The sequence below is a fragment of the Agathobaculum sp. genome (genome assembly GCF_034098985.1).
Taxonomy (GTDB): Bacteria; Bacillota; Clostridia; order Oscillospirales; family Butyricicoccaceae; genus Agathobaculum.
Genome location: NZ_JAXEOA010000014.1, coordinates 1 through 21,683 on the forward strand (window position 1 = coordinate 1; position 21,683 = coordinate 21,683).

Sequence of the window (21,683 nt, forward strand, 5' to 3'; positions counted from 1 at the left end):
ACTGCCCCGCAGCCTGATCCCCCTTAATAGCCATCTGAGGTCCTGCCGGACCTCTGCTTTGCTATACCTTTTTCGAGCCATCTGACTTTTTACCACCATCCTTCATTTTTGGGGTTGACTTCTAATAGTTAATCTTTCTTATGCGTCCTGGGTCTTGGGCGCGCTGACGCCGTAAGCCTTGGGGTTGCGGATGTGGAAATCAACCATGCGGTTGAGCAGGAAGTGCGTGACCGTCAGCGCAGTGAACATCGATACGATAACGCCGATACCCAGCGTGGTCGCAAAGCCGACGATCGTGCCCGTGCCTTTCCAGAACAGCACGGCCGCCGCAATCAGCGTGGTCACGTTAGAGTCAAGGATAGCTGTAAACGCACGCTTGAAGCCCGAATCGATGGCAGACTTGACCGTCTTGCCGACGCGGAGTTCTTCCTTGATGCGTTCAAAGATGACGACGTTTGCATCGACTGCCATACCGATCGACAGGATAATGCCCGCGATGCCCGGCAGCGACAGGTTGACGCGCACTAGGCCGAACACCAGCGCTTCAATGACGATATAGAAGCCCAGCGCCAGGCAGGCGACAAGGCCCGGGATGCGGTAAACGATCAGCATGAACAGGCACACGAGTGCGAGGCCGATCAGTCCCGCCATCAGCGAAGTCTGCAACGCGTTGGCGCCCAGCTGCGGGCCGACCGAGCGGAGTTCGACCTGCTTGAGCGAGAACGGCATCTGGCCAACGTTGATCAGATCCGCCAGCTCCTTCGCGCTCTCAAGCGTAAAATCGCCGCCCGAAATGACGCAGCCGTCCGAATTGATCTGATAAGAGACGCGCGGCGCCGAAACGACCTCGCCGTCCATGACGATGGCCATATAGTTGGTGCCGTCGGTGCGGGCGGCGATCGCGCCGGTAGCGTCCGCGAACTTCTTGGCGCCCTCAGTCGTAAACTCGACGCGGACAAAATGCTCGTCCACCAGCTCGTTGCCGGTCGGCTTGCCGAAGTCCGAGGTCGCGCGCTTAACGTCCTGCCCGGTCAGCCATTCCTTGCCGTCAGCGTCCAGGAAAACGAGCTGAGCGGTCGTGCCCAGCGTCTGCACCGCTTCTTCAGGGTTGGTGATCTGCGGGATCTCGACCGTGACGCGGTTTTCGCCCTGCAGCGTGACGGTCGCTTCGGTGAAGCCCTTAGCCGTCAGACGCTTGCGGATCATTGACTGCGCGGTCTGCATATCGCCCGATAAATTACTTGTATCATAGCCGTCAGGCAGCTCGGCTTCGTAGACGATCCGGGAACCGCCGACCAGGTCAAGCCCCAGACGGATGCCATTCTCGGAATCGGTCACCTTGGGGATGATCGTATGACCGGCGATGGTCAATCCTGTTACCGCAAAGGTCGCCATAACGGCGATCACGAGTATGACTGCGATAAAGGAAATCACACTCTTTTTCAATGTTTTACAGCCTCCTTATTGTTTCATGCACAGCATAAAGTACAGTATAACTTTTTTCGAGAAAAAAGTCAAATCATAGATTGATTTCGACCTGCATATCGCTGCCGTCAAGATAGGGCGCGATTTTGGGCTGCACGCATTCGGAAAGGAACGCGTTCACCTGGGAGGGGCAGCGGCCGATATAGTTTTTCGGATCGAGTTCCTTTTCGATCTCGGCACGCGTCAGGCCGAACATCGGGTCGGCCGCAATGCGGTCGATCAGGTCGTTGTCAAGGCCTTCCTCCTTGATGCGCTTGCCCGCCGCCATCGAATGCTCGCGGATGCGCTCGTGCAGCTCCTGCCGGTCACCGCCGCGCTTGACCGCGCTCATCATGATATTCTCCGTCGCCATAAACGGCAGTTCGTTCATCACGCGCTGCCCGATGACCTTAGGATAGACAACCAGCCCGGAAACGACGTTGAGCATGATATTGAGGATCGCGTCAACCGCAAGGAACGCCTCAGGCACCGAAATACGCTTGTTGGCCGAATCGTCCAGCGTGCGCTCGAACCACTGCGTCGCCGCGGTGAATGCGGGATTCAGGCTGTCGCAGATGACATACCGGGCGAGCGCGCAAATGCGCTCCGAGCGCATCGGGTTCCGCTTATACGGCATGGCGGACGACCCGATCTGATGCGCCTCGAACGGCTCCTCGATCTCTTTCAGATGCTGCAAAAGCCGCAGGTCGGTGGCAAACTTCGAGGCCGACTGCGCGATGCCGGACAGCGTCGCGAGCGCCTGCGCGTCGATCTTGCGGGAATAGGTCTGTCCGGATACCGGCACAACGCCCGCAAAGCCGAAATCGTCCGCGATGCGCTGTTCCAGCTCGCGGATCTTGCCCTCGTCGCCGTCAAACAGCTCCATAAAGGAGGCCTGCGTGCCGGTCGTACCCTTACTGCCCAGCATACGCAGGTTTTCGATACGGTATTCGATCTCATCGAGATCCATCAGCAGTTCGTTCATCCAGAGTGTCGCGCGCTTGCCGACCGTCGTGAGCTGCGCGGGCTGGAAATGCGTAAAGCCGAGCGTTGGCTGCGCTTTATGCTCGTCCGCGAATGTGCCAAGCTTGTCCAGCACGGCGGCGAGCTTTTTGCGCGTAAGCCGCAGCCCCTCGCGAAGCTGGATGATATCGGTGTTGTCGCCGACGTATGCGCTCGTCGCGCCCAGATGGATGATACCGGCCGCTTTGGGCGCGGCCTTGCCGAATGTATACACATGCGCCATCACATCATGGCGCACCTCTTTTTCTCGTTTGCGGGCGGTGTCGTAGTCGATATCGTCCAAATGAGCCTCCATTTCGGCGACCTGCTCGGGCGTGATCGGCAGGCCGAGCGCCATTTCGGCTTTGGCAAGCGATACCCACAGCCGGCGCCAGGTGGAAAACTTCATATCGGGCGAAAAGATATACAGCATCTCCTTGGAGGCGTAGCGCGCGGAAAACGGGCTTTCATAGGCAGCGTTCATGCGGTTCTTCCTTTCCACTTTCTCTATCTGTTTTTTTCACATAACACAAAAGAACGGACTGGTGTCCAGTCCGTTCTTAGTTTATCACTTGATACGGTTGTTTTCAAGAAAAAAACGCCGTGGGTGGGTGGTTTACGCATTTTTTATGAACTGTTCCAAACGGTCGAGCCCTTTGTCGATTTCCTGCATCGAAGTTGCATAACTCCAGCGGATAAATCCGGGTGCGGCGAAAGCGGTGCATGGCACGGTCGCCACCAGCCCTTTCTCCAGGAATAGATGCGCGAAATCCTCCGCGCTTTCGATTTTCTGGCCGTACATCGTCTTGCCGAGAAAGCTCTTCATGTTCATCATGACGTAGAACGCGCCCTGCGGTTTCAAGCAGGAAACGCCCCCGATCTTGTTCATGCGCTCGACAAGATGGTCGCGGCGCTGCTCAAACGCGCGGCGCATGGCGTAAATATCCTCCTGCGGGCCGGCCAGCGCGACGATGGCCGCGTGCTGTGAGATGGTTGAGGGGGCCGAGGTCGAGTGGCTCAGGTAGTTGGCCATCACCTTGGCCAGATAGCGATTTGAAGCCGTATAGCCGATGCGCCAGCCGGTCATGGCATAGGATTTGGATACGCCGTTTACCAGAATGGTGCGTTCCCGGATATCCTCGCCCAATGAGGCAAACGAGGTAAATTCAATATGGTCGTACACCAGGTTGCAGTAGATTTCATCCGCGATCACATAGAGGTTGCGCCGCGTACAAACCTCGGCGATCGCCTGAAGCTCGTCGCGGGTATAAACCATGCCGGTCGGGTTGCAGGGGGAGTTGAGCATGAACACCTTGGTCTTATCGGTCACAGCCGCATCGAGCTGGGCGGCAGTGATCTTAAAATCCTGCTCCTCGCCCGCCGAAACGATGACGGGCACAGCCCCCGCCTGCTGCACCATCTCGCTGTAAGACACCCAGTAGGGTGCGGCGATCACGACTTCGTTGCCCGGATCGCACAGCGTTTGCAGCGCGATAAAGACCGAATGCTTGGCGCCCGACGCGACCACAATCTGCTGCGGCTCATAGTGCAGATCGAAGTCCTGTTCCAGACGGTGGCACGCGGCGCGGCGCAGATCCATCAGGCCGGCGGCCGGGGTATAGCGGGTCAGGTTGGTCTCGATGGCCTCGATGCCTGCCTGCTTGATGTGCTCGGGCGTCGGAAAATCCGGCTCGCCCGCGCCAAAGCCGACCACGTCCTTGCCCTCAGCTTTCATTGCCTTAAAAAGCGAATCAATCGCGAGCGTCGTCGACGCCTGCACGCCTGCTGCAATCTTGGAAATCGGTTTCAATTCCACGTTCTCTGCAACTCCCTTACATCTCTCTGTTTTCCTATTATATGCTCCCCACAGCGGTTTTGCAAGTCCGCTGAAGAAAAATTGCAAAACTGAAGAAAGAGAAAAAAGCCGCCCGTCGGGGCGGCTTCCATGTCGCTTTTTCACAAATCGGAAAAACTTAGTCGCGTGAAAACACGACCAGCGCGCGGCCTTCCGCGATGTCGATCGAAAACACGGAGCCGAGCGCCTCGTTGGAAATCGTGATCATCCCCGATCGCGTCACGGTCACGTGGTCAAGCGGGTACTTCGCGTTTTCGATGCTCACACCGGTGAGCACGGAATCGAGCGGCACAATCGAAAAATACGAATAGTTTCCCGTCATTTTGAATTTTTGATGACCGCCCTGATGCAAAACCACTTTATTCTGCCTGTCGAGCACGGTCAACTGTCCGCCGAGCGCGTACGCTTCCTCTAAAAGAGAGAGGTTTGCAAGCATGTGGTCGATCCGTCCGCCGGTCGCGCAGACCAGCGTCGCCTCCCGGCAGCCACGGCGGAACACCTCGCGCAGGCAGGACTGGGTATCGGTGTCGTCCTTTTCGGGTTTGAGGCGCAGCACCTCGCTCGCCTCGGTCTCGGAAAATGAATCGCAGTCCGACACCATGAAATCCGCGCGCAGGCCAAGCGCGCGCGCATGGCGCAGGCCGCCGTCGGCGCACGCGATGACCGCGTCCGGATACTCGGCCAGAAACGACCGGATATAGCCGTATTCCGTTTCGGGCGCGGCCGCGAAAATCAGCGCGTGCCGCCCTTGGAAAGTTCCCATTCTTTAATGTCCTTTACGCTTTCATAGAGCTTCACATAGCTCTCATGCCGGCTTTTGGCGATCTCGCCGCGCTCAACCGCGGCGAGCACCGCGCACCCTTTTTCCTTGACATGCGCGCAGCCGGTGAATTTACACGCGTCCAGATATGGTGCGAACTCGGGAAACGCATCCGCGAGGTCGCCCGCCAGCACCAGATCCATCTGCTCGGTCTCAAAAGAGGAAAAGCCCGGTGTATCCGCGATATAACCGCCGCCCGGGGTCTTCATCAGCTCGACGTGCCGCGTCGTATGCTTGCCGCGCCCGATGCGGTCGGATATCTCGCCGACCTGCGCGGCGAAACGTCCGTCCAGCCGATTTAAAACGCTCGATTTCCCCACGCCGGAATTGCCCGCGAACGCCGCGATCTTGCCCGCGAGCATCGCCCGCAGCTCCCCGATGCCCTCTCCGGTAAGCGCGCTGACGCGAAGCGTCGGGATACCGCTTTTCTGATAGATCGCAAACAGCTCATCGCCCGGGTCCACATCGCTTTTATTGACAACGACGAGCACGTCTATGCCCTTGTGCGCCGCGATCGCGGTCACCTTATCGATCAGGAACGGGTCGGTCACCGGCGGCGCGGCAGACGCGACGGCGACCAGCAGATCCAGATTGGCGACCGCCGGACGGATCAGGCAGTTTTTGCGCGGAGCGATCTCTTGTAAATAACCCGTGCCGTCCGGCTGGAGTTCAAGCGACACCCTGTCGCCCACGACCGGCTTGCCCACCGTTTTTCTGAATTTGCCGCGCGCCTTGCATTCGATCAGGCCGTCCGGCGTATCCACATAGTAAAACCCGCCGATGCCCTTGAGGATGATTCCTTTTGTCAAAAAAGCGTTCCCTCTTCCGTGTTAATTAAATGTCGCCGTATACGGCGCGCTCGCGCCGTCCACGCTGACCTGCACCTGATGCGAGCCGAGCGGCCCGGTGACCTGCACAATGACCGAACCGTTCGGCATTTCGCGCACCGCGTCAAACAGCACCTCGCCGTCGAGCGTGATGACGATATGCGCGCTCTCCGTGTCCTCCGGTGCGACGACCGGGATGCTCGCCGTACCCGTGGTTGGCGCGGGCGGCTCGGTGCCCGGGTCGTCCGTTCCGCCCTGGTTCGGGTCGTCTGGGTTGTCGGGCGTATCCGGCGGCGCCTCCTTGGCTTTGGCGATCTGGATACTGATTTCAGCCCCCTCGGACACCTTGCTTCCCTTATTGGCCGACTGCCAGACCACAGTTCCTACCGCGGCGTCGCTCTCGACCTCGTTCACCGAACCCAACTTGAGCCCCGCGTCGGTCAGCATTTTTTCCGCCGCGCTCTTGGTCTGCCCATACAGATTGGGCACCTCGGTTTCCTTAATCTCCTTGCCCTTGCTGACATATAGGATCAGCGTTTCGCCCTTTTTAAGCTTTTCGCCGGCTTCCGGAGACGTGCGGATCACGCCGCCCGCAAGAATATCCTCGGAGAATTCCTCCTCCACCTTGTAGGGGATATCGTATTTTTGGAGCACAGTCTGGACGTATTCCAACGTCTGCCCCTTGAACTCGGTGGGGATGCTGTAACTGTTGTCCACCTGATCACCACCCGCCGATACGGTAAGCGTGATCACCGCGCCCTTGGCGACTGATTTTCCGCTGTCAATATCTTGTTCAAGGATCTCTCCCAACGGGCGGGTCGATTCGACGCGCTGCGGCGCTTCTTTGAGTGTGAAATTCCCGGTCCACTCTTCATTTTCCATCACGTCGTCAATATACTGGCCGACAAATGTTGGCACCTTGACCTTTTCTCCGCCGCCGCCCGTCAGGATGAGCGCGCCGGCGACGATCAGTGCGATAACCGCGAACACCGCGACCGCAATGCCTGCGGCCAGCGCGGGACGTTCGCCCAGCCGGTCGAAAAACGATTCTTTTTCACGCACCGCGGTCTGGCTGCGGCGCGGGGCTGCATTCCGGTCGCGCTCCGCCGATACCGGCGTGCGGCGCGCCGCCTGCTGCACCTCAGGGCCGAGCACCTGGGTTTCGCCCGTCCCATGCGCGCGCTCATAGGTAAACTGCGCGTGCTCGTTATTCTTCAGCCGCTCCAGGTCGGCGTACAGCTCGTCCGCCGTGGCATACCGTTTGCTGATATTGGCGCACATCGCGTGCATGACGATATCGTCCATACCTGCGGGAATGCCGGGCTGCATTTCGCTCGGGCGGAGCGGCACCGCGTTCAGGTGCTGCATGACGACCTGGATCGCCGTTTCGCCCTCGAACGGGAGCTTGCCGGTCAGCATTTCATACATGACCACGCCGAGCGAATAGATATCGGTTCGGTAATCGATGGTCGAGCCCTTGGCCTGCTCGGGCGAGATATAGTGCACCGAACCGATCGCTTCCTGCACGACGCGGGTCTCCTGCGTCGTCGCAAAGGAGGCGATGCCGAAATCGGTCAGCTTTGCTGTGCCGTCGCGCAGAATAATGACATTCTGCGGCTTGATATCCTGGTGGATGATGCCGCGGGAATGCGCGTGTACGAGCGCGCGGGCGATCTGCTGGGCAAAGAACAGTGATTCCTGCCAGGACAGATGTCCTTTTTTCTGCAGATATTCCTTGAGCGTAACGCCCTCCATCAGCTCCATGACGATGTAGTCCACGCCGCCGTCGTTGCCGACGTCATACACCGAGACGATGTTGTGGTGCGAGAGCTTGGCGACCGCCTGCGATTCGATCGAAAAACGTCGGCGGATGTCGGCGTCTTTCGCGTATTCATCCTTGAGGATCTTGACGGCCACATAGCGGTTGAGCACATGGCAGCGCGCGCGGTAAACGATCGCCATGCCGCCCACGCCGACCACGTCGATGATCTCATAGCGCCCGCCGAGAAGCTTTCCTATGTATTTGTCCATGTTCAAGCCTCCCCTTCCGCTCCGCCGCGGCGAAACAGCGCGACCGTGATGTTGTCGCGCCCGCCCGCTTCGTTGGCTTGGCTTAAAAGCTGCTCGCCCGCCGCGGCAAGGCTGGGTGCGCGCCGCAGCGTTTCGGCGATCTGGCCGTCCTCCATCATGCCGGTCAGCCCGTCCGTACAGAGCAGCAGGATCTCGTCCGGCTGAAGACGCGCCTCAAACAAATCGCCCTCGACGATCGGGTCGACGCCGACCGCGCGGGTGATAAGGTTTTTCTGCGGATGGGTGCGCGCGTCCGCCTCGGTGATGCGGCCCTGGCGGCGCATCTCCTCCACATACGAATGATCCTCGGTCAGCTGGTGCAGTGTTTCTCCGTCAAACAAATAGCCGCGGCTGTCGCCGACGTTCAGCAGCGTCGCCTCTTTTCCGCACACCAAGGCGGCGACCAAGGTCGTACCCATGCCGCGAAACTCGGGCTGCCTGCCCGCAAGCTCGAACACCGTGTCGTTTGCGCGTTTGAGCGCGCCTGCCAGCAGCTTTTGCCGCGCTTGCGCGGAAAGCCCGCCATCCAGTTCGTCTTTCAAAGCGCGCGTAAACGTTTCAGCGGCAAAGCGGCTCGCCACATTGCCCGCGTTCGCACCGCCCATGCCGTCGCACACGACGAGCAGCGCAGTCTCCTGCGGCTCGCGCGCGTCGATCTGATAAATATCCTGATTGGTCGGGCGCATGCGCCCTTTATCGGTCATGCCAAACCATTCCATATGTGTACACACCTCTCGTTAGGGGTTGCCGCCCTGTTCGCGGCGGCGGAGCTGGCCGCATGCCGCGTCGATATCGGGGCCGAGCTTGCGGCGCACGGTCGCGGTCACACCGCGTTTTTCCAGCGCTTGCTGAAACCGCCGCATCGTTTCTTTGGAGGAGGGCTTCAGCGGGCTTTCCGCCACCTCGTTCAGCGGGATCAGGTTTACATGGGACGGGCGGCCGCGCAGCAGCTTTGCCAGCTTTTCCGCCTGCCATGGCCGGTCGGTCACATCACGCGCCATCATGTATTCGTAGGAGATGCGGCGGCCGGTCGTATCGAAATAGGTGTTGCAGGCGCGCATCAGCCGCTCGACCGGGAACGCGTCGTTCACCGGCATGATTTGGGAGCGCGTTTCGTCGTCCGGCGCGTGGAGCGATACCGACAGCGTGATCTGCAATTTCTCCTTCGCTAGCTTTTCTATTTTATCAGCAATTCCGCTCGTTGACAAGGAAATATGCCGCTGCCCGATATTGACACCCCCGGAACAACTCACCAAATGCAAAAATTTGAGCACATTCTGGTAATTATCGAGCGGCTCGCCCGTGCCCATGAGCACGATATTGGAAATCTTTTCGCCGCTGTCCTTTTGCATGAACAGGATCTCATCCAAAATCTCACCCGGCGACAGATGGCGCTTGAGGCCGCCCTGTCCGGAGGCGCAGAACTTGCAGCCCATCCGGCAGCCGACCTGTGTGGACACACACGCCGTATTGCCGTGCTCATAGTGCATCAGCACGGATTCGACGCAGTCGCCCCCCTGCATGCGCCAGAGATATTTGACCGTGCCGTCGACCGCGGACACCTGCTTGCGCGCCATCTCGGGCACGGTGAGCACAAAATGCTCCCGCAGTCGCTCACGCAAAGCCTTGGACAGGTTGGACATCTCTTCAAAGGACTGCACGGGCGTGTGCAGCCATTTGAAGATCTGTCCCGCCCGGAAAGGCTTTTCGCCCAGTTCGGACAACGCCGTTTTCAGCTCTTCCATTGTCAGGTTTTTGATCTCGGTCATGCCTTTTTCCTCAGCTTTGCAATAAAAAATCCATCGGTGCCGTGCACATGCGGCAGCAGCGTCACCATACCGTCCGGCCGCTCGCCGCACACGGGATGCGACCACGGCACGGTCACGAACTCCGGGTTTTCCGCCAAAAACGCGCGGACGACGTCTTCATTTTCCCGGCGCAAAATCGTGCAGGTCGAATATACCAGCGTCCCGCCCGGTTTTACATAGCGCGCGCAGTTTTGCAGAATTTTCGCCTGCAAGGCGGGCAGCTTTTCTATTTCCTTCTCGTCCTTAAAGCGTATCTCAGGCTTCTTGCGGATGATGCCGAGCCCCGAACACGGCACGTCGCACAGCACGCGGTCGACCAGCCGTTCCCATTCGGCGCGCGGCTGTGATGCGTCGGCCAGAACAGTCTCCACGTTCGTCAGCCCAAGGCGCGCGGCTCCCTCTTCGATACGTATGAGCTTATGCCCGTAAATATCGCACGCGATCACGCGGCCGGTGTTTTCCATGCGCTCGGCCATGGCAAAGCTCTTGCCGCCGGGGGCGGCGCAGCAGTCGAGCACAGTCTCGCCCGGCTCCGGGCCGGCGACCGCCGCCGCCAGCGCGCTTGCCGCGTCCTGCACGGTCACACGTCCCTCGGCAAAGGCCGGGAGCGCGGCCACGTCGCCGCCGGAAACCAGCAGGATATCCGGGAACGCCGGATGCGGCGCGGCCGTCAGCCCCGCGCGTTCCAACTCGGTCTTCACCTCGCCGGGCGCGGCTTTCATACGGTCGACGCGCACCGAGACCGGCGTGTCCGCGTTGTTTGCCTGACAGATGCACTCGGCCTCCTTTTGCCCATACTGTTCGGAAAACAGGCGCACCATCCATTCAGGATGGCTGTACCGGAGCGCGTAATAGCTTTCCTTATCCGGGCAGTCCAGCTTTGGAAGCGTTTTGGTCTCGGCCGCTTTTGCAGCGCTGCGGAGCACCGCGTTGGCAAACGACACGGTGCGGTCGCTTGCATGGCAGTAATGCCGCACAAGCGCGACCGTTTCATCGACCGCCGCGTGCACCGGGATCCTATCGAGCATCACAAGCTGATAGATCCCCATTCGCAGGCACGCCAGCACGCGCGGCTGTATCTTTTTCAGGCGGACGCTGGAAAAGCGCCGGAGATAAAAATCGAGCAACAGGCGGTTTTGCACCGTGCCGTAAGTAAGCCGGGTCGCAAGAGCCGCGTCGCGCGGCGAAAGCCCGGCGCGCGACAGGTAGTAATGCAGCGCCCCGTCCGACCACGAGCCCTCTTCTTCCATGGAAAACAGCGAAAACACGGCGGTTTCGCGCGGCGTTTTGGGACGCTTGTCAATCACGGCGGCGGCCTCCAAACAGCAGGATCAGGCGCAGAAGCTGCGCGAGCGAAGCGGCGAGCGCGGCCACATAGGTCATCGCGGCGGCGGACAGCGTCTGCTTGGCCATCGGATATTCCTCGCTCGTCAATAGGCCGCCCTGTTCAATAGCGGCCAGCGCGCGGTTCGAGGCGTTGAGTTCGACCGGCAACGTGATCAGCTGAAAAATGGTCGACAGCGCGAACGCCCAGATGCCGATATCAATCAGGATGCCCCGGTTGAGGAACAAACCCAAAAGCAGCAGCGGCAGGGCGGCGGTTGATCCGATCTGCGTCACCGGCACGATGGCGGCGCGCAGGTGGATAGGCGCATAGTGCACCGCATACTGCACAGCATGCCCGGCTTCGTGCGCCGCCACGCCGACCGACGCGACCGAGGTCGAATCATACACCGATTCGGACAGACGGATCACATTGGTGCGCGGGTCATAATGGTCGGTCAGGTTGCCCGCGACGCGCTCAATACGCACGTCCAAAACGCCGTTCTGCCGCAGCACCGCCTCGGCCGCCTGCGCGCCCGTGATACCGCGCATATTGCGCACGCGGGAAAACTTGTTAAATGTCGATTTGACCCTCATCTGCGCCCATGCGGCAAGCAGGATGCAGGGCAAAATCAGAACAATATAGTAGATATCGATGCCGTAAAATCCATAATATGGCATATTCGCTCCTTAGTCTCCTAATAATGAACGTTCGGTCACGGAATGGCCGCGTAAAAAGTCGGAAGCGGTCATTCGCTTGCCGCCGACGAGCTGGACATCCGTGAGTTCGACAGCCCCCTCGCCGCACGCGACGATGAATCCGCGCTTGGCATCGGCCCGCAGAACTTCGCCCGGCCTGCCCTCTCCCGCACACGGCACGGCTGCAAAAATCTTCAGCCGCTCGCCCGCGAGCGTCGTCAGCGCAACCGGCCACGGGTTGAGGCCGCGCACCAAACAGTCGACCTCCTGCGCGGATCTGTTCCAATCGATCACCGCGAGCTGCTTGTCGAGCATCTTGGCATAGCAGCTCTGGCTGTCATCCTGCGGCTGCGGTATAATTTTGTCCAGTTTGACGAGGGTCTCGGCCAGAAGTTCCGCGCCCGCCTGCGCCAGACGGTCGAACAGCTCGCCCGCCGTCTCCCGCTCGCCGATGGCTGTCTCATATTTGAGCAGCATATCGCCGGTGTCCAGCCCCTCAGCCATCTGCATCGTGGTCACGCCCGCGGTTCTGTCGCCCGCGATGACCGCCCACTGAATGGGTGCGGCGCCGCGCCAACGCGGCAAAAGCGAACCGTGTACGTTGATGCAGCCGCGCGGCGGGATATCCAGCACGGCTTTTGGCAGCAGCTTGCCGTATGCCACGACCACGATGAGTTCAGGCGCGAGCGCGCGCAGCTTTTGCTGTTCGTCCTCGTTTTTAAGCGTGGCTGGCTGGCAGACCGGGATGCCGTGCCGCAAGGCCAATTCTTTCACAGGCGGCGCGGTCAGCACTTGCTTGCGCCCCTGCGGCTTGTCAGGCTGGGTATAGACCGCCGCGACCTCGTGCCCCTCATCCAGCAGCTTTTGCAGGCTGGGGACGGCGAAATCGGGCGTGCCCATGAAGACGATCCTCATTCGGCCTCGGCCTCCTCAGCCTCCCCGCCGGACTGGAGCGCCTCCATATCCACGTATTCTTCCACCTTTTCCGTGAAGATATGCCCGTCCAGATGCTCGGTCTCGTGGCAGAAGCACTGGGCGACCATGCCCTCGCCCTCCCGCTCGAAGAAGTTGCCAAAGCGGTCCTGCGCGCGGATCTTGGCCCACGTCGGGCGGGTGACATAGCCGTATACGCCGGGCACGGACAGGCAGCCCTCGATCATGCGTTCCTCATCCCGCTTTTCGATAACCTCGGGGTTTACAAGCTCGACCATCTCTTCCGGGTCCTTGTTCACATCGAGCAGCACGACCACGCGGCGCAGCACGCCGACCTGCGGCGCGGCCAGCCCGACCCCGCCCGCATTCTCAAGCGTTTCGCGCATATCGTCGATCAGCTGATGCAGGCGCGCGTCAAACTTTTCGACCTTGCGGCTGCGCTTTTCCAGTTGTTCGTCGCCCTTGGTTAAAATTTTGCGAAGTGCCATAGTGTAATCTCCTTTTTATAGATCCGGGTTCAAATCCGCAAACACGGTCACGCCCCGGTTTTTATTGTCCTGCATAAATTCCCGCATCACACCTGCAATCAGCGCGCGCCTGCGCGCGCATTCCGTGCCGCGCAGCGTCAAATGGTAACGGTAGCGCCCCATAACGCGCACAACCTGCGCCGCCGCAGGGCCTAAGACGGGCGCTTTCACGTCGGCGTACTGCCCCTCCATCAGGCTTTGCAGCCGGGCTTTCAGCGCGAGCAGGCTTTTCAGCACCTGCTGTTCCACCTCGCCCACCGCTGTCAACACAAGCAAATCGGCCGCGGGCGGGCACTGGAGCGCCCCACGCGTTTCAATCTCGGTTTCATAAAACTGTTCGTAATCCTGCCGCGCGGCAGACAGGATGACCGGATGGGTCGGGCTATAGGTCTGGATGACTGCCCGCCCGGTGTCAAACCGCCGCCCCGCCCGCCCGACCACCTGCGTGATCAGCGAAAACGTGCGTTCCCGCGCGCGGTAGTCCTGCGCGTATAGGCTCTGGTCCGCGTCCAGCACGCCCACCAGCGTGACCGAATCGAAATCCAGCCCTTTGGTCACCATCTGCGTGCCGAGCAGGATATCGGCTTCCCGCTTGGCGAAGCGCGTCAGCAGTGTTTCGTGAGCGTTTTTCGTGTGCATCGTGTCCGCGTCCATGCGCAGCACGCGGGCTTTCGGGAATTTTTCGAGCAGCTCCTGCTCGACTTTCTGCGTGCCCGGCGTTTCGGTAAACAAAGCGCCGCCGCACTGCGGGCACGCCCCCGTGATGCGCACAGACGCGCCGCAGTAGTGGCACATGGCGCGGCCCGAGGCTGAATGGTAGGTCATGCTCACCGAGCACGACAGACATTCGGGCACCCAGCCGCAGCCCGCGCAGCCGATGACGCGGCTGTTGCCGCGGCGGTTCAAAAACAGGATGGCCTGTTTGCCGGCCGTCAGCGTGCTTTGAAGCTCCTCCCGAAGCTGCGGGCCGATCACGCCCGCGTTCCCCTCGCGTGTAAGCCCCCGCATATCGGAGATCATGACTTCGGGAAGCGACGCGCCGAGAAAGCGTTCGGTCAGCCGGAATACCGGGTATCTGCCCTGCTTCGCGCCAAAATAAGTCTCGACCGACGGGGTCGCCGAGCCGAGCACGAGCAGCGCGCCCGCCTGCGAAACGCGGTATTTCGCCACGTCGCGCGCATGGTAGCGCGGGGTCTGCTCCGAGCGGTATGCGCCGTCCTGCTCCTCGTCGATAATGAGCACACCCAGATTCTGCACCGGCGCGAACACCGCCGACCGCGTGCCCACAACGACGCGCGCGCGGCCCGATTTGATCTTTTTGAAGCTGTCGTACCGCTCGCCCGCCGACAACGCCGAGTGCATCACGCTCACCTCGTCGCCGAAGCGGGCGGCAAACTGCCGGATGGCCTGCGGCGTCAGCCCGATCTCGGGCACGAGCATGATCGCGCCCTTGCCCTGCGCGAGCGCTTTTTCGATGAGCTGTAAATAAACCTGCGTCTTGCCGCTGCCGGTCACGCCGAACAGCAGCGCCGCGCGCGCCTCGGGCGCGTCCAGCAGGGCCGCGAGGCCGTCGTACGCCCGCTGCTGCTCCTGCGACAAGACGGGCGGCGCGGCCTTTGGGATATTGGAAAAATCCGGCGTTCGCAGCCGCTCCTCATAGCTTGCGCGCAAAAAGCCCTTTTTGACCATATCGCGCACGGTCGCGTCGGACGCGCCGGTCATGTAGCACAGCTCTTTCTGGCTCATCTGCCCGCCGTCCGCCAGCACCGAGACGATGTCCATGCGCACGGGGCTGCGCCCCGCCGCCACCCGTGCGGCCGCCTGTTCGTATTCCATATCGAGCGAAAGCAGCTTTTCCGTCTTGTCGCCCGACCGCTGCGCCGTGTTGCTGCGGTATAGGAGCACGCCCTCGGCGGCAAGGCCGTCGAGCACGCGGGTCATGCTTTTGCCGCCAAACCGCGCGCGGATGTCGGACAGCGGAAGCGACTCCCCCGGCGCGGAAAACAGCCGCAGCACCTCGCCTTCCAAGCCCTCGCGCGCGTGCAGTGCGGGCAAGTCGGCGGCGGGTGAGAGCGTATAGGTCTCGTTCCGCTTGAACCACAGTCCGGCAGGCAGCATGACGCGCACGCAGTCGAAAAACGTACAGTACAGCCGCTCGCGCATCCACGCGGCTAGCTTGAGCTGTTCGGCGGTCAGGATAGGCTCGTCATCCAGCACCTCGACAACGGGCTTAAGCTTCCGCTCCGGCGCCTCCCCCCGGAACGCGAGCACGACGCCCTCCGCCCGTTTATTGCCAAAGCCGAACGGCACGAGGACACGGCTGCCGATTTGCACCTGTCCCCGCAGCTCGTCCGGCACGCGGTAAGAATATAATTTGTCGATTGCAAAGGTCGCCGCATCCACGGCGACCGCGCAGATGGTTTCCGCCATCTTCCGCTCCTTTTCCAGTGCTTACCGCCCGCTTCGCAGCAGCGCGAGCAGACGGCTTAAAATAAGGTCGGCCAACTCGTCCTTGCGCATCAATGGCGCAGTCTCCCGACGACCGTCCGCAAACAGCAGCGTCGCGGCGTTGGTGTCGTGTGCAAAGCCTGCGCCCGGCTCGCGCAGCGAATTGGCGACCAACATGTCGCAGTTTTTGTTCCGGAGTTTTTCTTCTGCGTTTGCAAGCAGGTTCTGCGTCTCCATCGCAAAGCCGCACAAAAGCTGGCCGACGCGTTTTTTGCGCCCCAGTTCCTGCAAAATGTCCGGGTTGCGCACGAGCGACACCGCCATGTCGTCCGCGCGTTTTTTAAGCTTTTCCGAGGCCGTCTCCGCCGGGCGGTAATCGCCCACCGCTGCGGCCTTGATGATGATATCCTGCTGCTCCGCGCGGGACACGACCGCGTCGCGCATTTCGCACGCCGAAACCACGTCCACGCGGCAAATGCCTTTCGGCGTTTCAAGCGCGGTGGGGCCGGAGACCAGCGTCACCCGCGCGCCGCGCATCGCCGCGCGCGCCGCGATCGCATAACCCATCTTGCCCGTCGAATGGTTGGACAGGAAGCGCACCGGATCAAGCGCCTCGCGCGTCGGACCCGCCGTGACCAACACGTTCAGGCCGGCAAGGTCCTGCGCCGTCAGCGCGGCCTCAATGCCGCAAAGCAGCGCCGCCGTATCGGCCAGCTTGCCGCGCCCCTCGTCCCCGCAGGCCAGACGGCCGCTCGCCGGTTCGACGATATGGAATCCCCGCTCCCGCAGGGTCTCGAGGTTTTGCTGTGTCACCGGGTTGTCATACATACCGGTATTCATCGCGGGCGCGACGACGACCGGCGCGCGCGTCGCGAGCAGCGTGGTCGAGACCATATCGTCCGCGATACCATGTGCGGCCTTGGCGATGATATTGGCCGTCGCCGGGGCGATCACGAACACGTCCGCCGCCTTGGCAAGCGAAATATGCTCGACCTCCCAGGCAAAATCGCGGTCAAACGTATCGACGACCGCGCGGTTGCCCGACAGCGTTTCAAACGTGATGGGCGAAATGAACTGCGTGGCCGATTCGGTCATCAGCACGCGGACATCCGCGCCCGCGCCGCGCAGTTTGCTTGTCAGGTCCGCGGCCTTATACGCCGCGATGCCGCCCGTCACACACAGGGCGACGGTCTTGCCGCGCAGCACCATGTTACTCGTCCTCTTCGGGCACGTCATCGTCGCCGTAATCGTCCTCGGCTTCGCCAAACAGCACATCGTCCTCCGAAGCCTCGTTCTCGTCCACCTCGTCCAAGTCGATATCGTCGCCCACGTCGACGATCGCGGCCGCGATCGCGTTGTTCTGCGGGATGATCGGCGTGGTGCGCGGGCCCGGACGGTAAATGACCGTTCCGGCCGCGATCTCGTCGAGCGCCAGCTTGACAGCCTTATCGTTCAGCGGCTCGCCGGTCTCATCGGCCTGATCGGCAATATCGCGGGCGCGCTGCGCGGCCAGATTGACCAGCAGATAACGGTTGCCCACACGTTTCATCAATTCCTGCATAGACGGTTTCAGCATAATGGTAGTCTCCTTCTATCTTCCCTTAGTAAATATGTCGGTTTAGCCTTAATTGGGATGTACATGCTATGCCTCACGGCGGGATAAAATGATTTTTTTTAGCTCGTCTACCGCGTGTTCGACCTCGTCGTTTATCACGGTATAGTCGAATTTCTCCGCGCAGGTAAGTTCCTGCCGCGCGGTCTCCAGACGTTTCTGCACCTTTTCTTCCTCTTCGGTGCCGCGTCCGCGCAGGCGCCTTGCCAGCTCGTCAAACGACGGCGGCGCTAAAAACACCAGCACCGCGTCCGGCCGTTTTTCATGCACCTGCATCGCGCCCTGCACCTCGATCTCCAGAATAACGTCAAAGCCTTCCCGGAGCTTTTCTTCGACCGGCGCTTCCAGTGTGCCATAATAGTTATCCACATATTTGGCGTATTCCAAAAAGGCATTTTGCCCGATCTTGGCTTCAAAATCCTCTTTTTTGAGGAAATAATACTGCACGCCGTCCGCTTCGCCCGGACGCGGCGCGCGCGTGGTGGCAGAGATCGAATAAAACAGCCGTCCGTCCTCCTCGCGCAGGCGCGAGAGCACGGTTCCCTTGCCCGCACCCGACGGACCGGTGACCACATAAAGCGTACCCTTACGCATCCTCGGCCACCCCCTCGCTGGGTGCGTTCTCATCAAAACGCGCGGCGACGGTTTCCGGCTGCAGGGCGCTTAATACGACATGGTCGCTGTCCATGATCAGCACCGCGCGGGTGCGGCGGCCATAGGTCCCGTCGACCAGCATGCCGCGGTCGCGCGCCTCCTGCACCGTACGCTTGACCGGCGCGGATTCCGGGCTGACGATCGCGATCAGCCGCCCCGCGGCAACCATGTTGCCAAAGCCGATGTTGATGAGTTTCACGAAAGTCCCCTCCCTTGCTGTCCGTTATTCGATGTTCTGGATCTGCTCGCGGATCTTTTCGATCTCGCTCTTGATATCGACTACGACGCGGGCCAGTTCAACGTCGTTCGCCTTGGACCCGATCGTGTTGGCCTCGCGGTTCATCTCCTGCACCAAAAAATCCAGCTTGCGGCCGACCGCGCCTTCTTCCTCCAGCATCAGGCCGAGCTGGTGCAGATGGCTGCGCAGGCGCACAGTTTCCTCATCCACCGCGGTTTTGTCCGCGAAGATGGCGGCTTCGGTCAGGATGCGGCTTTCGTCCACCGCGGTATCGGCCAGCACCTCGTTCATCCGGGCGAGTAGCTTCTCACGGTATTCCCGCACGCGCTCGGGCGAGCGCTTTTCCACAACGCCGACCATGCCTTCAATGGCGGCGCAGCGGCCGCGCACGTCGTCCGCGAGCTTTCCGCCCTCGCGGGCGCGCATTTCGTCAAAATGATCGGCCGCTTTCTGGAACACGGAAAGCACGTCGCGCGTCACCTCTTCCGCGTCCTGCTCGACGCGTTCCGCGCCCAGCACATCGGGCAGCGAGGCGAGCTGCATCACGGAGATATCGTCTTTCAGGCCGTGCCGCGCCGCCAGCGCGCGAAGCGCGCTTAAATAATGCCCGGCCAGCTCCTCATTGACCGTTACGGCCACGTCGCCCGCCTGCTGCACCTCGACCGCGATATAGATTTCGACCTTGCCGCGCGCGATCCGCCCGGCCGCCGCTTTCTTGACGGCCTCTTCCAAAAAGCCATACTGCCGCGGCGCTTTGACCGTGCAGTCCAGATAGCGGTGGTTGACGGCGCGCAGCTCGACCGTGATCGTGCGCTCGCCAATAAGCTCTTTTGCTCGGCCGTAGCCGGTCATGCTCTTCATGGTTGTTTCCCCCTGTTTATAGTGGCGGCAGTGTGCGCGTTAACAGCGCGATCAGCCTGGACAGGCCGCCGTCATAGACCAAAAAGACCGCGTTTGCAATAAGCCAGCCCATCACAAGACGCGCCGTTCCCGGCATAGCGAACTGCGGGAACAAGCCGAACGCTACCGCTCCGGCCACAGCCGCCAGCAGCAGGTTAAAATACAGCAGCTTGAAAAAAAGCTGCGTTTTTCTCGGCAAACGGCACTCGATGCCGTATTTAACAATCGGATACAGCCCGGTAAACGCAATATATGCCGCGACAAGACCCTTGCGCGGCACGATCAGCGCGGCGAGCACTGCGCTCGCCAGATAGAGCAGCACGGACGCCTTGACCTTTCCGTGCTTCAATAGCGGCACCGCCGCACTCACCCCGGCTAAAATACAAGCCGCCGGCCCCATCCACGGGGACAGGCTGCCCACCCACAGCAGCGCGACCGCGGCTGCCGCCAGCAGCCCGCCGCGCGCGATATCCCGCGCGTTCACGTCAGCATCCGCCTCCACAGCAGGATTGGCAGCAGCAGTTGAGGCACATCATCTGCATGCAGCAATCGCACATATTGGCCTCGTTCATCGGCCGGTAGCCGCCGTATCCGCCCGACATATTCAGGCTGTTCAGCGCGCCCCGGTATTCGGCGTTCGACGGATCCATCTGGCAGGCCTGCGTATATGCCCGCCCGGCTTCGTCATACCAGCCCTTACGGTAGTATACCGTACCCATCAGGAAGAACCATTCGGCGTCCCGCGCGGTCGTGCGCTGCAAAAGCGATTCGGCCAGGCCGAGGTTGCCTTGGTTGATCGCCTGCCGCACCTGGCTGTACATCCCGGCGTTCGCGCCGGCATACTGCCGCTGCTGCTGCGAGCCATAAGCGCCGCCCGCCTGCTGCTGCGAACCGTTTGTCCGCCCCGCGCGTTCATTCATGATCATGTCGTACGCTTCGTTGATCTCTTTCATGCGCTGTTCGGCCAGATCGGAGAGCGGGTTGTTGATATAGTTATCCGGATGGTATTTGCGCGCAAGGTCGCGGTATGCACGCTTGACGTCGTCGTCGCTTGTCTGTGGCGTGACGCCCAGCACTTTATAGGGATCCATGTTTGCCCCATCCTCCGTTCGTTTGGTAGGTTCCGTCAAGCACCTGTCGGGTGGCAAGCGGCATACCGAGAAAAATTATATTTCTGATCAGGTCGGCGTCGCGCTGTGCGTCCAAAAGATCGAACGCGGTGCAGACGTCGACCAGCGAGCGTTCGAGCGTGCGCTCAAGCGGCTCGCGGATCTGAGAAAGCGTTGGCTCTGATAGCCCGTACCGCCGGGCGACCGGGTTATAGTTCCCGCTTTCGAGGTCGTCCGCCAGATCGGCGCACGCGTCGAGCAGGTAAAGCCAGCGGCCGATATGGTAAAACATCTGCCGCAGGATACGTTCGCGGGCGTCCCCGGTCTTTTGAACCACGGCGGCGGTCAGGCGCGCGGACGCGTCGGCCGCGCGGTCCATAGAATCGCAGTTCTGTGCTTCAAGCGCCTGCAAATCGGACAGCGCGAAAACCATTTCCGCGTCCGCTTCAGGCAGGCGCGCGCGGGCGCGCTCATAGCCGTTCCGCCCCAGACGGCACAGAGAACGCGCCAGCAAGCGCTTTGCGCCCCGGTCGTCCTGCACGCTGTCGCGGAATTTGTGGTAGGTGAGCAGCACGCTTACGTCTGCGGCAAGTTCGATCGCCCCGTCCGCCTCGGCGCAGGCTTTTTTCCGCACCGGGCTCGCGTCGCACCGTTTTTTGCAGGGCGGCGGCGTTTCGCCCTGCCCGCACCCGGCGACCAGCGCGAAAAAGGTCATATCATAGCTCAGGAACAGCGTGTAAAACCTGCCGTACCGCGCGCGGATCGCGTGACACAGCCCGCAGTATACCTGCTGGAACCGGTCGGCCTCCCTGACGCGCAGTTCGGGCTTTACCGGTCGGATAAAGCCAAACATGCGTTCCCTCCCGCGCCGCGCGAAACGCGGCTTAAACCGTATTCAATATATTTTACCGGATTTTTACGGATAACACAAGACAAAACCCGGTTTTGCGCGCAAAAATTCACAAAAAGTTCAGAGCCGTTCGATGATGCGGTAGGTCACCGCACTGCGCGCTTTCGCCGTGCGGCTGTACTGCATGGCCGCCAAAACGCCGATCACGAACAGCACGCCGCCCGCGAGCGCGGACAGGCCCTCCCCCAAATGTGCAAGGCTGCCGCACGCAAAGCCCACAAAAAACAGCACAAGCGGCAGCAGGTACACCAGCACCGCAATGCTGAGCAGCTGCCTGGTCTCGCCCTCGATCATCACACGGTCGCCCGTCCGGGCCCCGGCGGCGTTTTTCGCGGTCACCGTGATCGTCTGCCCGACCATGGTATCGCAGCCGCCGCACTTTGCGCAATCGTGCATGCACGCGCCCTGGCGCACGACCTCGACCTCAGCCAAATCGTTATCCATCAGTTTTTTTACTTTTGCCTGCTGTGTCATATGGTATCTC

22 protein-coding genes are annotated in these 21,683 nt (G+C 61.0%); all 22 read right to left on the reverse strand.

Annotated elements, in window-relative coordinates; all coding sequences use genetic code 11:
- Nucleotides 1-138 precede the first annotated feature (138 nt).
- The 22 genes from secD to SO058_RS03810 all read right to left on the reverse strand — a co-directional run bounded on the left by secD (nt 139) and on the right by SO058_RS03810 (nt 21,673).
- Entirely contained in the window at nt 139-1,446 is a 1,308-nt protein-coding gene (secD, locus tag SO058_RS03705) for a protein translocase subunit SecD (RefSeq protein ID WP_320841655.1), read from the reverse strand.
- A gap of 73 nt (nt 1,447-1,519) precedes the next feature.
- Nucleotides 1,520-2,950 carry an adenylosuccinate lyase gene (gene purB / locus SO058_RS03710; protein WP_320841656.1) on the reverse strand — a complete coding sequence of 477 codons (1,431 nt, stop codon included), beginning with the start codon at nt 2,948-2,950 and terminating at the stop codon, nt 1,520-1,522.
- A gap of 132 nt (nt 2,951-3,082) precedes the next feature.
- Complete coding sequence (locus SO058_RS03715; RefSeq protein ID WP_320841872.1) at nt 3,083-4,276, reverse strand: pyridoxal phosphate-dependent aminotransferase; 1,194 nt, start codon at nt 4,274-4,276, stop codon at nt 3,083-3,085.
- 163 nt (nt 4,277-4,439) lie between these two features.
- Nucleotides 4,440-5,084, reverse strand: coding sequence for a thiamine diphosphokinase (locus SO058_RS03720; protein ID WP_320841657.1), 645 nt, complete (start codon nt 5,082-5,084; stop codon nt 4,440-4,442).
- Nucleotides 5,054-5,950, reverse strand: a complete 897-nt coding sequence (rsgA, locus tag SO058_RS03725; protein WP_320841658.1) for a ribosome small subunit-dependent GTPase A — start codon at nt 5,948-5,950, stop codon at nt 5,054-5,056. Before rsgA ends, SO058_RS03720 begins: the two co-directional genes overlap by 31 nt.
- Nucleotides 5,951-5,971: 21 nt before the next feature.
- Nucleotides 5,972-7,999, reverse strand: a complete 2,028-nt coding sequence (gene pknB, locus SO058_RS03730; RefSeq protein WP_320841659.1) for a Stk1 family PASTA domain-containing Ser/Thr kinase — start codon at nt 7,997-7,999, stop codon at nt 5,972-5,974.
- A 2-nt stretch (nt 8,000-8,001) separates the two neighbouring features.
- The gene (locus SO058_RS03735) at nt 8,002-8,757 is read right to left on the reverse strand and encodes a Stp1/IreP family PP2C-type Ser/Thr phosphatase (RefSeq protein WP_320841660.1); all 756 of its coding nucleotides are present in this window, start codon (nt 8,755-8,757) and stop codon (nt 8,002-8,004) included.
- Between the two features lie 18 nt (nt 8,758-8,775).
- Complete coding sequence (gene rlmN, locus SO058_RS03740; protein ID WP_320841661.1) at nt 8,776-9,807, reverse strand: 23S rRNA (adenine(2503)-C(2))-methyltransferase RlmN; 1,032 nt, start codon at nt 9,805-9,807, stop codon at nt 8,776-8,778.
- Complete coding sequence (rsmB, locus tag SO058_RS03745; RefSeq protein WP_320841662.1) at nt 9,804-11,153, reverse strand: 16S rRNA (cytosine(967)-C(5))-methyltransferase RsmB; 1,350 nt, start codon at nt 11,151-11,153, stop codon at nt 9,804-9,806. Before rsmB ends, rlmN begins: the two co-directional genes overlap by 4 nt.
- Entirely contained in the window at nt 11,146-11,850 is a 705-nt protein-coding gene (locus SO058_RS03750; RefSeq protein WP_320841663.1) for a zinc metallopeptidase, read from the reverse strand. The genes rsmB and SO058_RS03750 overlap by 8 nt, the downstream gene beginning before the upstream one ends.
- 9 nt (nt 11,851-11,859) lie before the next feature.
- Nucleotides 11,860-12,783: a methionyl-tRNA formyltransferase gene (gene fmt, locus SO058_RS03755; protein WP_320841664.1), complete on the reverse strand. Its 924-nt coding sequence runs from the start codon at nt 12,781-12,783 to the stop codon at nt 11,860-11,862.
- Complete coding sequence (def, locus tag SO058_RS03760; RefSeq protein WP_320841665.1) at nt 12,780-13,289, reverse strand: peptide deformylase; 510 nt, start codon at nt 13,287-13,289, stop codon at nt 12,780-12,782. The genes fmt and def overlap by 4 nt, the downstream gene beginning before the upstream one ends.
- 15 nt (nt 13,290-13,304) lie before the next feature.
- Complete coding sequence (priA, locus tag SO058_RS03765; RefSeq protein ID WP_320841666.1) at nt 13,305-15,758, reverse strand: replication restart helicase PriA; 2,454 nt, start codon at nt 15,756-15,758, stop codon at nt 13,305-13,307.
- Nucleotides 15,759-15,779: 21 nt separating this feature from the next.
- The gene (gene coaBC / locus SO058_RS03770; protein WP_320841873.1) at nt 15,780-16,982 is read right to left on the reverse strand and encodes a bifunctional phosphopantothenoylcysteine decarboxylase/phosphopantothenate--cysteine ligase CoaBC; all 1,203 of its coding nucleotides are present in this window, start codon (nt 16,980-16,982) and stop codon (nt 15,780-15,782) included.
- A gap of 4 nt (nt 16,983-16,986) precedes the next feature.
- A complete protein-coding gene (gene rpoZ, locus SO058_RS03775; RefSeq protein ID WP_320841667.1) occupies nt 16,987-17,352 on the reverse strand; it encodes a DNA-directed RNA polymerase subunit omega in 366 nt (121 codons plus the stop codon).
- A gap of 66 nt (nt 17,353-17,418) precedes the next feature.
- Nucleotides 17,419-17,982, reverse strand: a complete 564-nt coding sequence (gene gmk, locus SO058_RS03780; protein ID WP_320841668.1) for a guanylate kinase — start codon at nt 17,980-17,982, stop codon at nt 17,419-17,421.
- Nucleotides 17,975-18,241 (reverse strand): extracellular matrix/biofilm regulator RemA, encoded by a 267-nt coding sequence (gene remA / locus SO058_RS03785; RefSeq protein WP_320841669.1) that lies wholly within the window; start codon nt 18,239-18,241, stop codon nt 17,975-17,977. Before remA ends, gmk begins: the two co-directional genes overlap by 8 nt.
- 24 nt (nt 18,242-18,265) lie before the next feature.
- Nucleotides 18,266-19,141 carry a YicC/YloC family endoribonuclease gene (locus SO058_RS03790; protein WP_320841670.1) on the reverse strand — a complete coding sequence of 292 codons (876 nt, stop codon included), beginning with the start codon at nt 19,139-19,141 and terminating at the stop codon, nt 18,266-18,268.
- A gap of 16 nt (nt 19,142-19,157) precedes the next feature.
- Nucleotides 19,158-19,664, reverse strand: coding sequence for a hypothetical protein (locus SO058_RS03795; protein ID WP_320841671.1), 507 nt, complete (start codon nt 19,662-19,664; stop codon nt 19,158-19,160).
- Between the two features lies 1 nt (nt 19,665).
- The gene (locus SO058_RS03800) at nt 19,666-20,271 is read right to left on the reverse strand and encodes a J domain-containing protein (RefSeq protein ID WP_320841672.1); all 606 of its coding nucleotides are present in this window, start codon (nt 20,269-20,271) and stop codon (nt 19,666-19,668) included.
- Entirely contained in the window at nt 20,258-21,142 is an 885-nt protein-coding gene (locus tag SO058_RS03805) for a DUF5685 family protein (RefSeq protein WP_320841673.1), read from the reverse strand. The genes SO058_RS03800 and SO058_RS03805 overlap by 14 nt, the downstream gene beginning before the upstream one ends.
- Nucleotides 21,143-21,259: 117 nt before the next feature.
- Complete coding sequence (locus tag SO058_RS03810; RefSeq protein ID WP_320841674.1) at nt 21,260-21,673, reverse strand: SoxR reducing system RseC family protein; 414 nt, start codon at nt 21,671-21,673, stop codon at nt 21,260-21,262.
- Nucleotides 21,674-21,683 lie beyond the last annotated feature (10 nt).

What these genes read in the sequence shown, in the direction of transcription:
- purB (WP_320841656.1), bottom strand. Translation starts at nt 2,950, where the DNA reads ATGAACGCTGCCTATGAAAGCCCGTTTTCCGCGCGCTACGCCTCCAAG.
- SO058_RS03720 (WP_320841657.1), bottom strand. Translation starts at nt 5,084, where the DNA reads ATGGGAACTTTCCAAGGGCGGCACGCGCTGATTTTCGCGGCCGCGCCC.
- pknB (WP_320841659.1), bottom strand. Translation starts at nt 7,999, where the DNA reads ATGGACAAATACATAGGAAAGCTTCTCGGCGGGCGCTATGAGATCATC.
- SO058_RS03735 (WP_320841660.1), bottom strand. Translation starts at nt 8,757, where the DNA reads ATGGAATGGTTTGGCATGACCGATAAAGGGCGCATGCGCCCGACCAAT.
- rlmN (WP_320841661.1), bottom strand. Translation starts at nt 9,807, where the DNA reads ATGACCGAGATCAAAAACCTGACAATGGAAGAGCTGAAAACGGCGTTG.
- SO058_RS03750 (WP_320841663.1), bottom strand. Translation starts at nt 11,850, where the DNA reads ATGCCATATTATGGATTTTACGGCATCGATATCTACTATATTGTTCTG.
- fmt (WP_320841664.1), bottom strand. Translation starts at nt 12,783, where the DNA reads ATGAGGATCGTCTTCATGGGCACGCCCGATTTCGCCGTCCCCAGCCTG.
- def (WP_320841665.1), bottom strand. Translation starts at nt 13,289, where the DNA reads ATGGCACTTCGCAAAATTTTAACCAAGGGCGACGAACAACTGGAAAAG.
- priA (WP_320841666.1), bottom strand. Translation starts at nt 15,758, where the DNA reads ATGGCGGAAACCATCTGCGCGGTCGCCGTGGATGCGGCGACCTTTGCA.
- rpoZ (WP_320841667.1), bottom strand. Translation starts at nt 17,352, where the DNA reads ATGCTGAAACCGTCTATGCAGGAATTGATGAAACGTGTGGGCAACCGT.
- gmk (WP_320841668.1), bottom strand. Translation starts at nt 17,982, where the DNA reads ATGCGTAAGGGTACGCTTTATGTGGTCACCGGTCCGTCGGGTGCGGGC.
- SO058_RS03790 (WP_320841670.1), bottom strand. Translation starts at nt 19,141, where the DNA reads ATGAAGAGCATGACCGGCTACGGCCGAGCAAAAGAGCTTATTGGCGAG.
- SO058_RS03800 (WP_320841672.1), bottom strand. Translation starts at nt 20,271, where the DNA reads ATGGATCCCTATAAAGTGCTGGGCGTCACGCCACAGACAAGCGACGAC.
- SO058_RS03805 (WP_320841673.1), bottom strand. Translation starts at nt 21,142, where the DNA reads ATGTTTGGCTTTATCCGACCGGTAAAGCCCGAACTGCGCGTCAGGGAG.
- SO058_RS03810 (WP_320841674.1), bottom strand. Translation starts at nt 21,673, where the DNA reads ATGACACAGCAGGCAAAAGTAAAAAAACTGATGGATAACGATTTGGCT.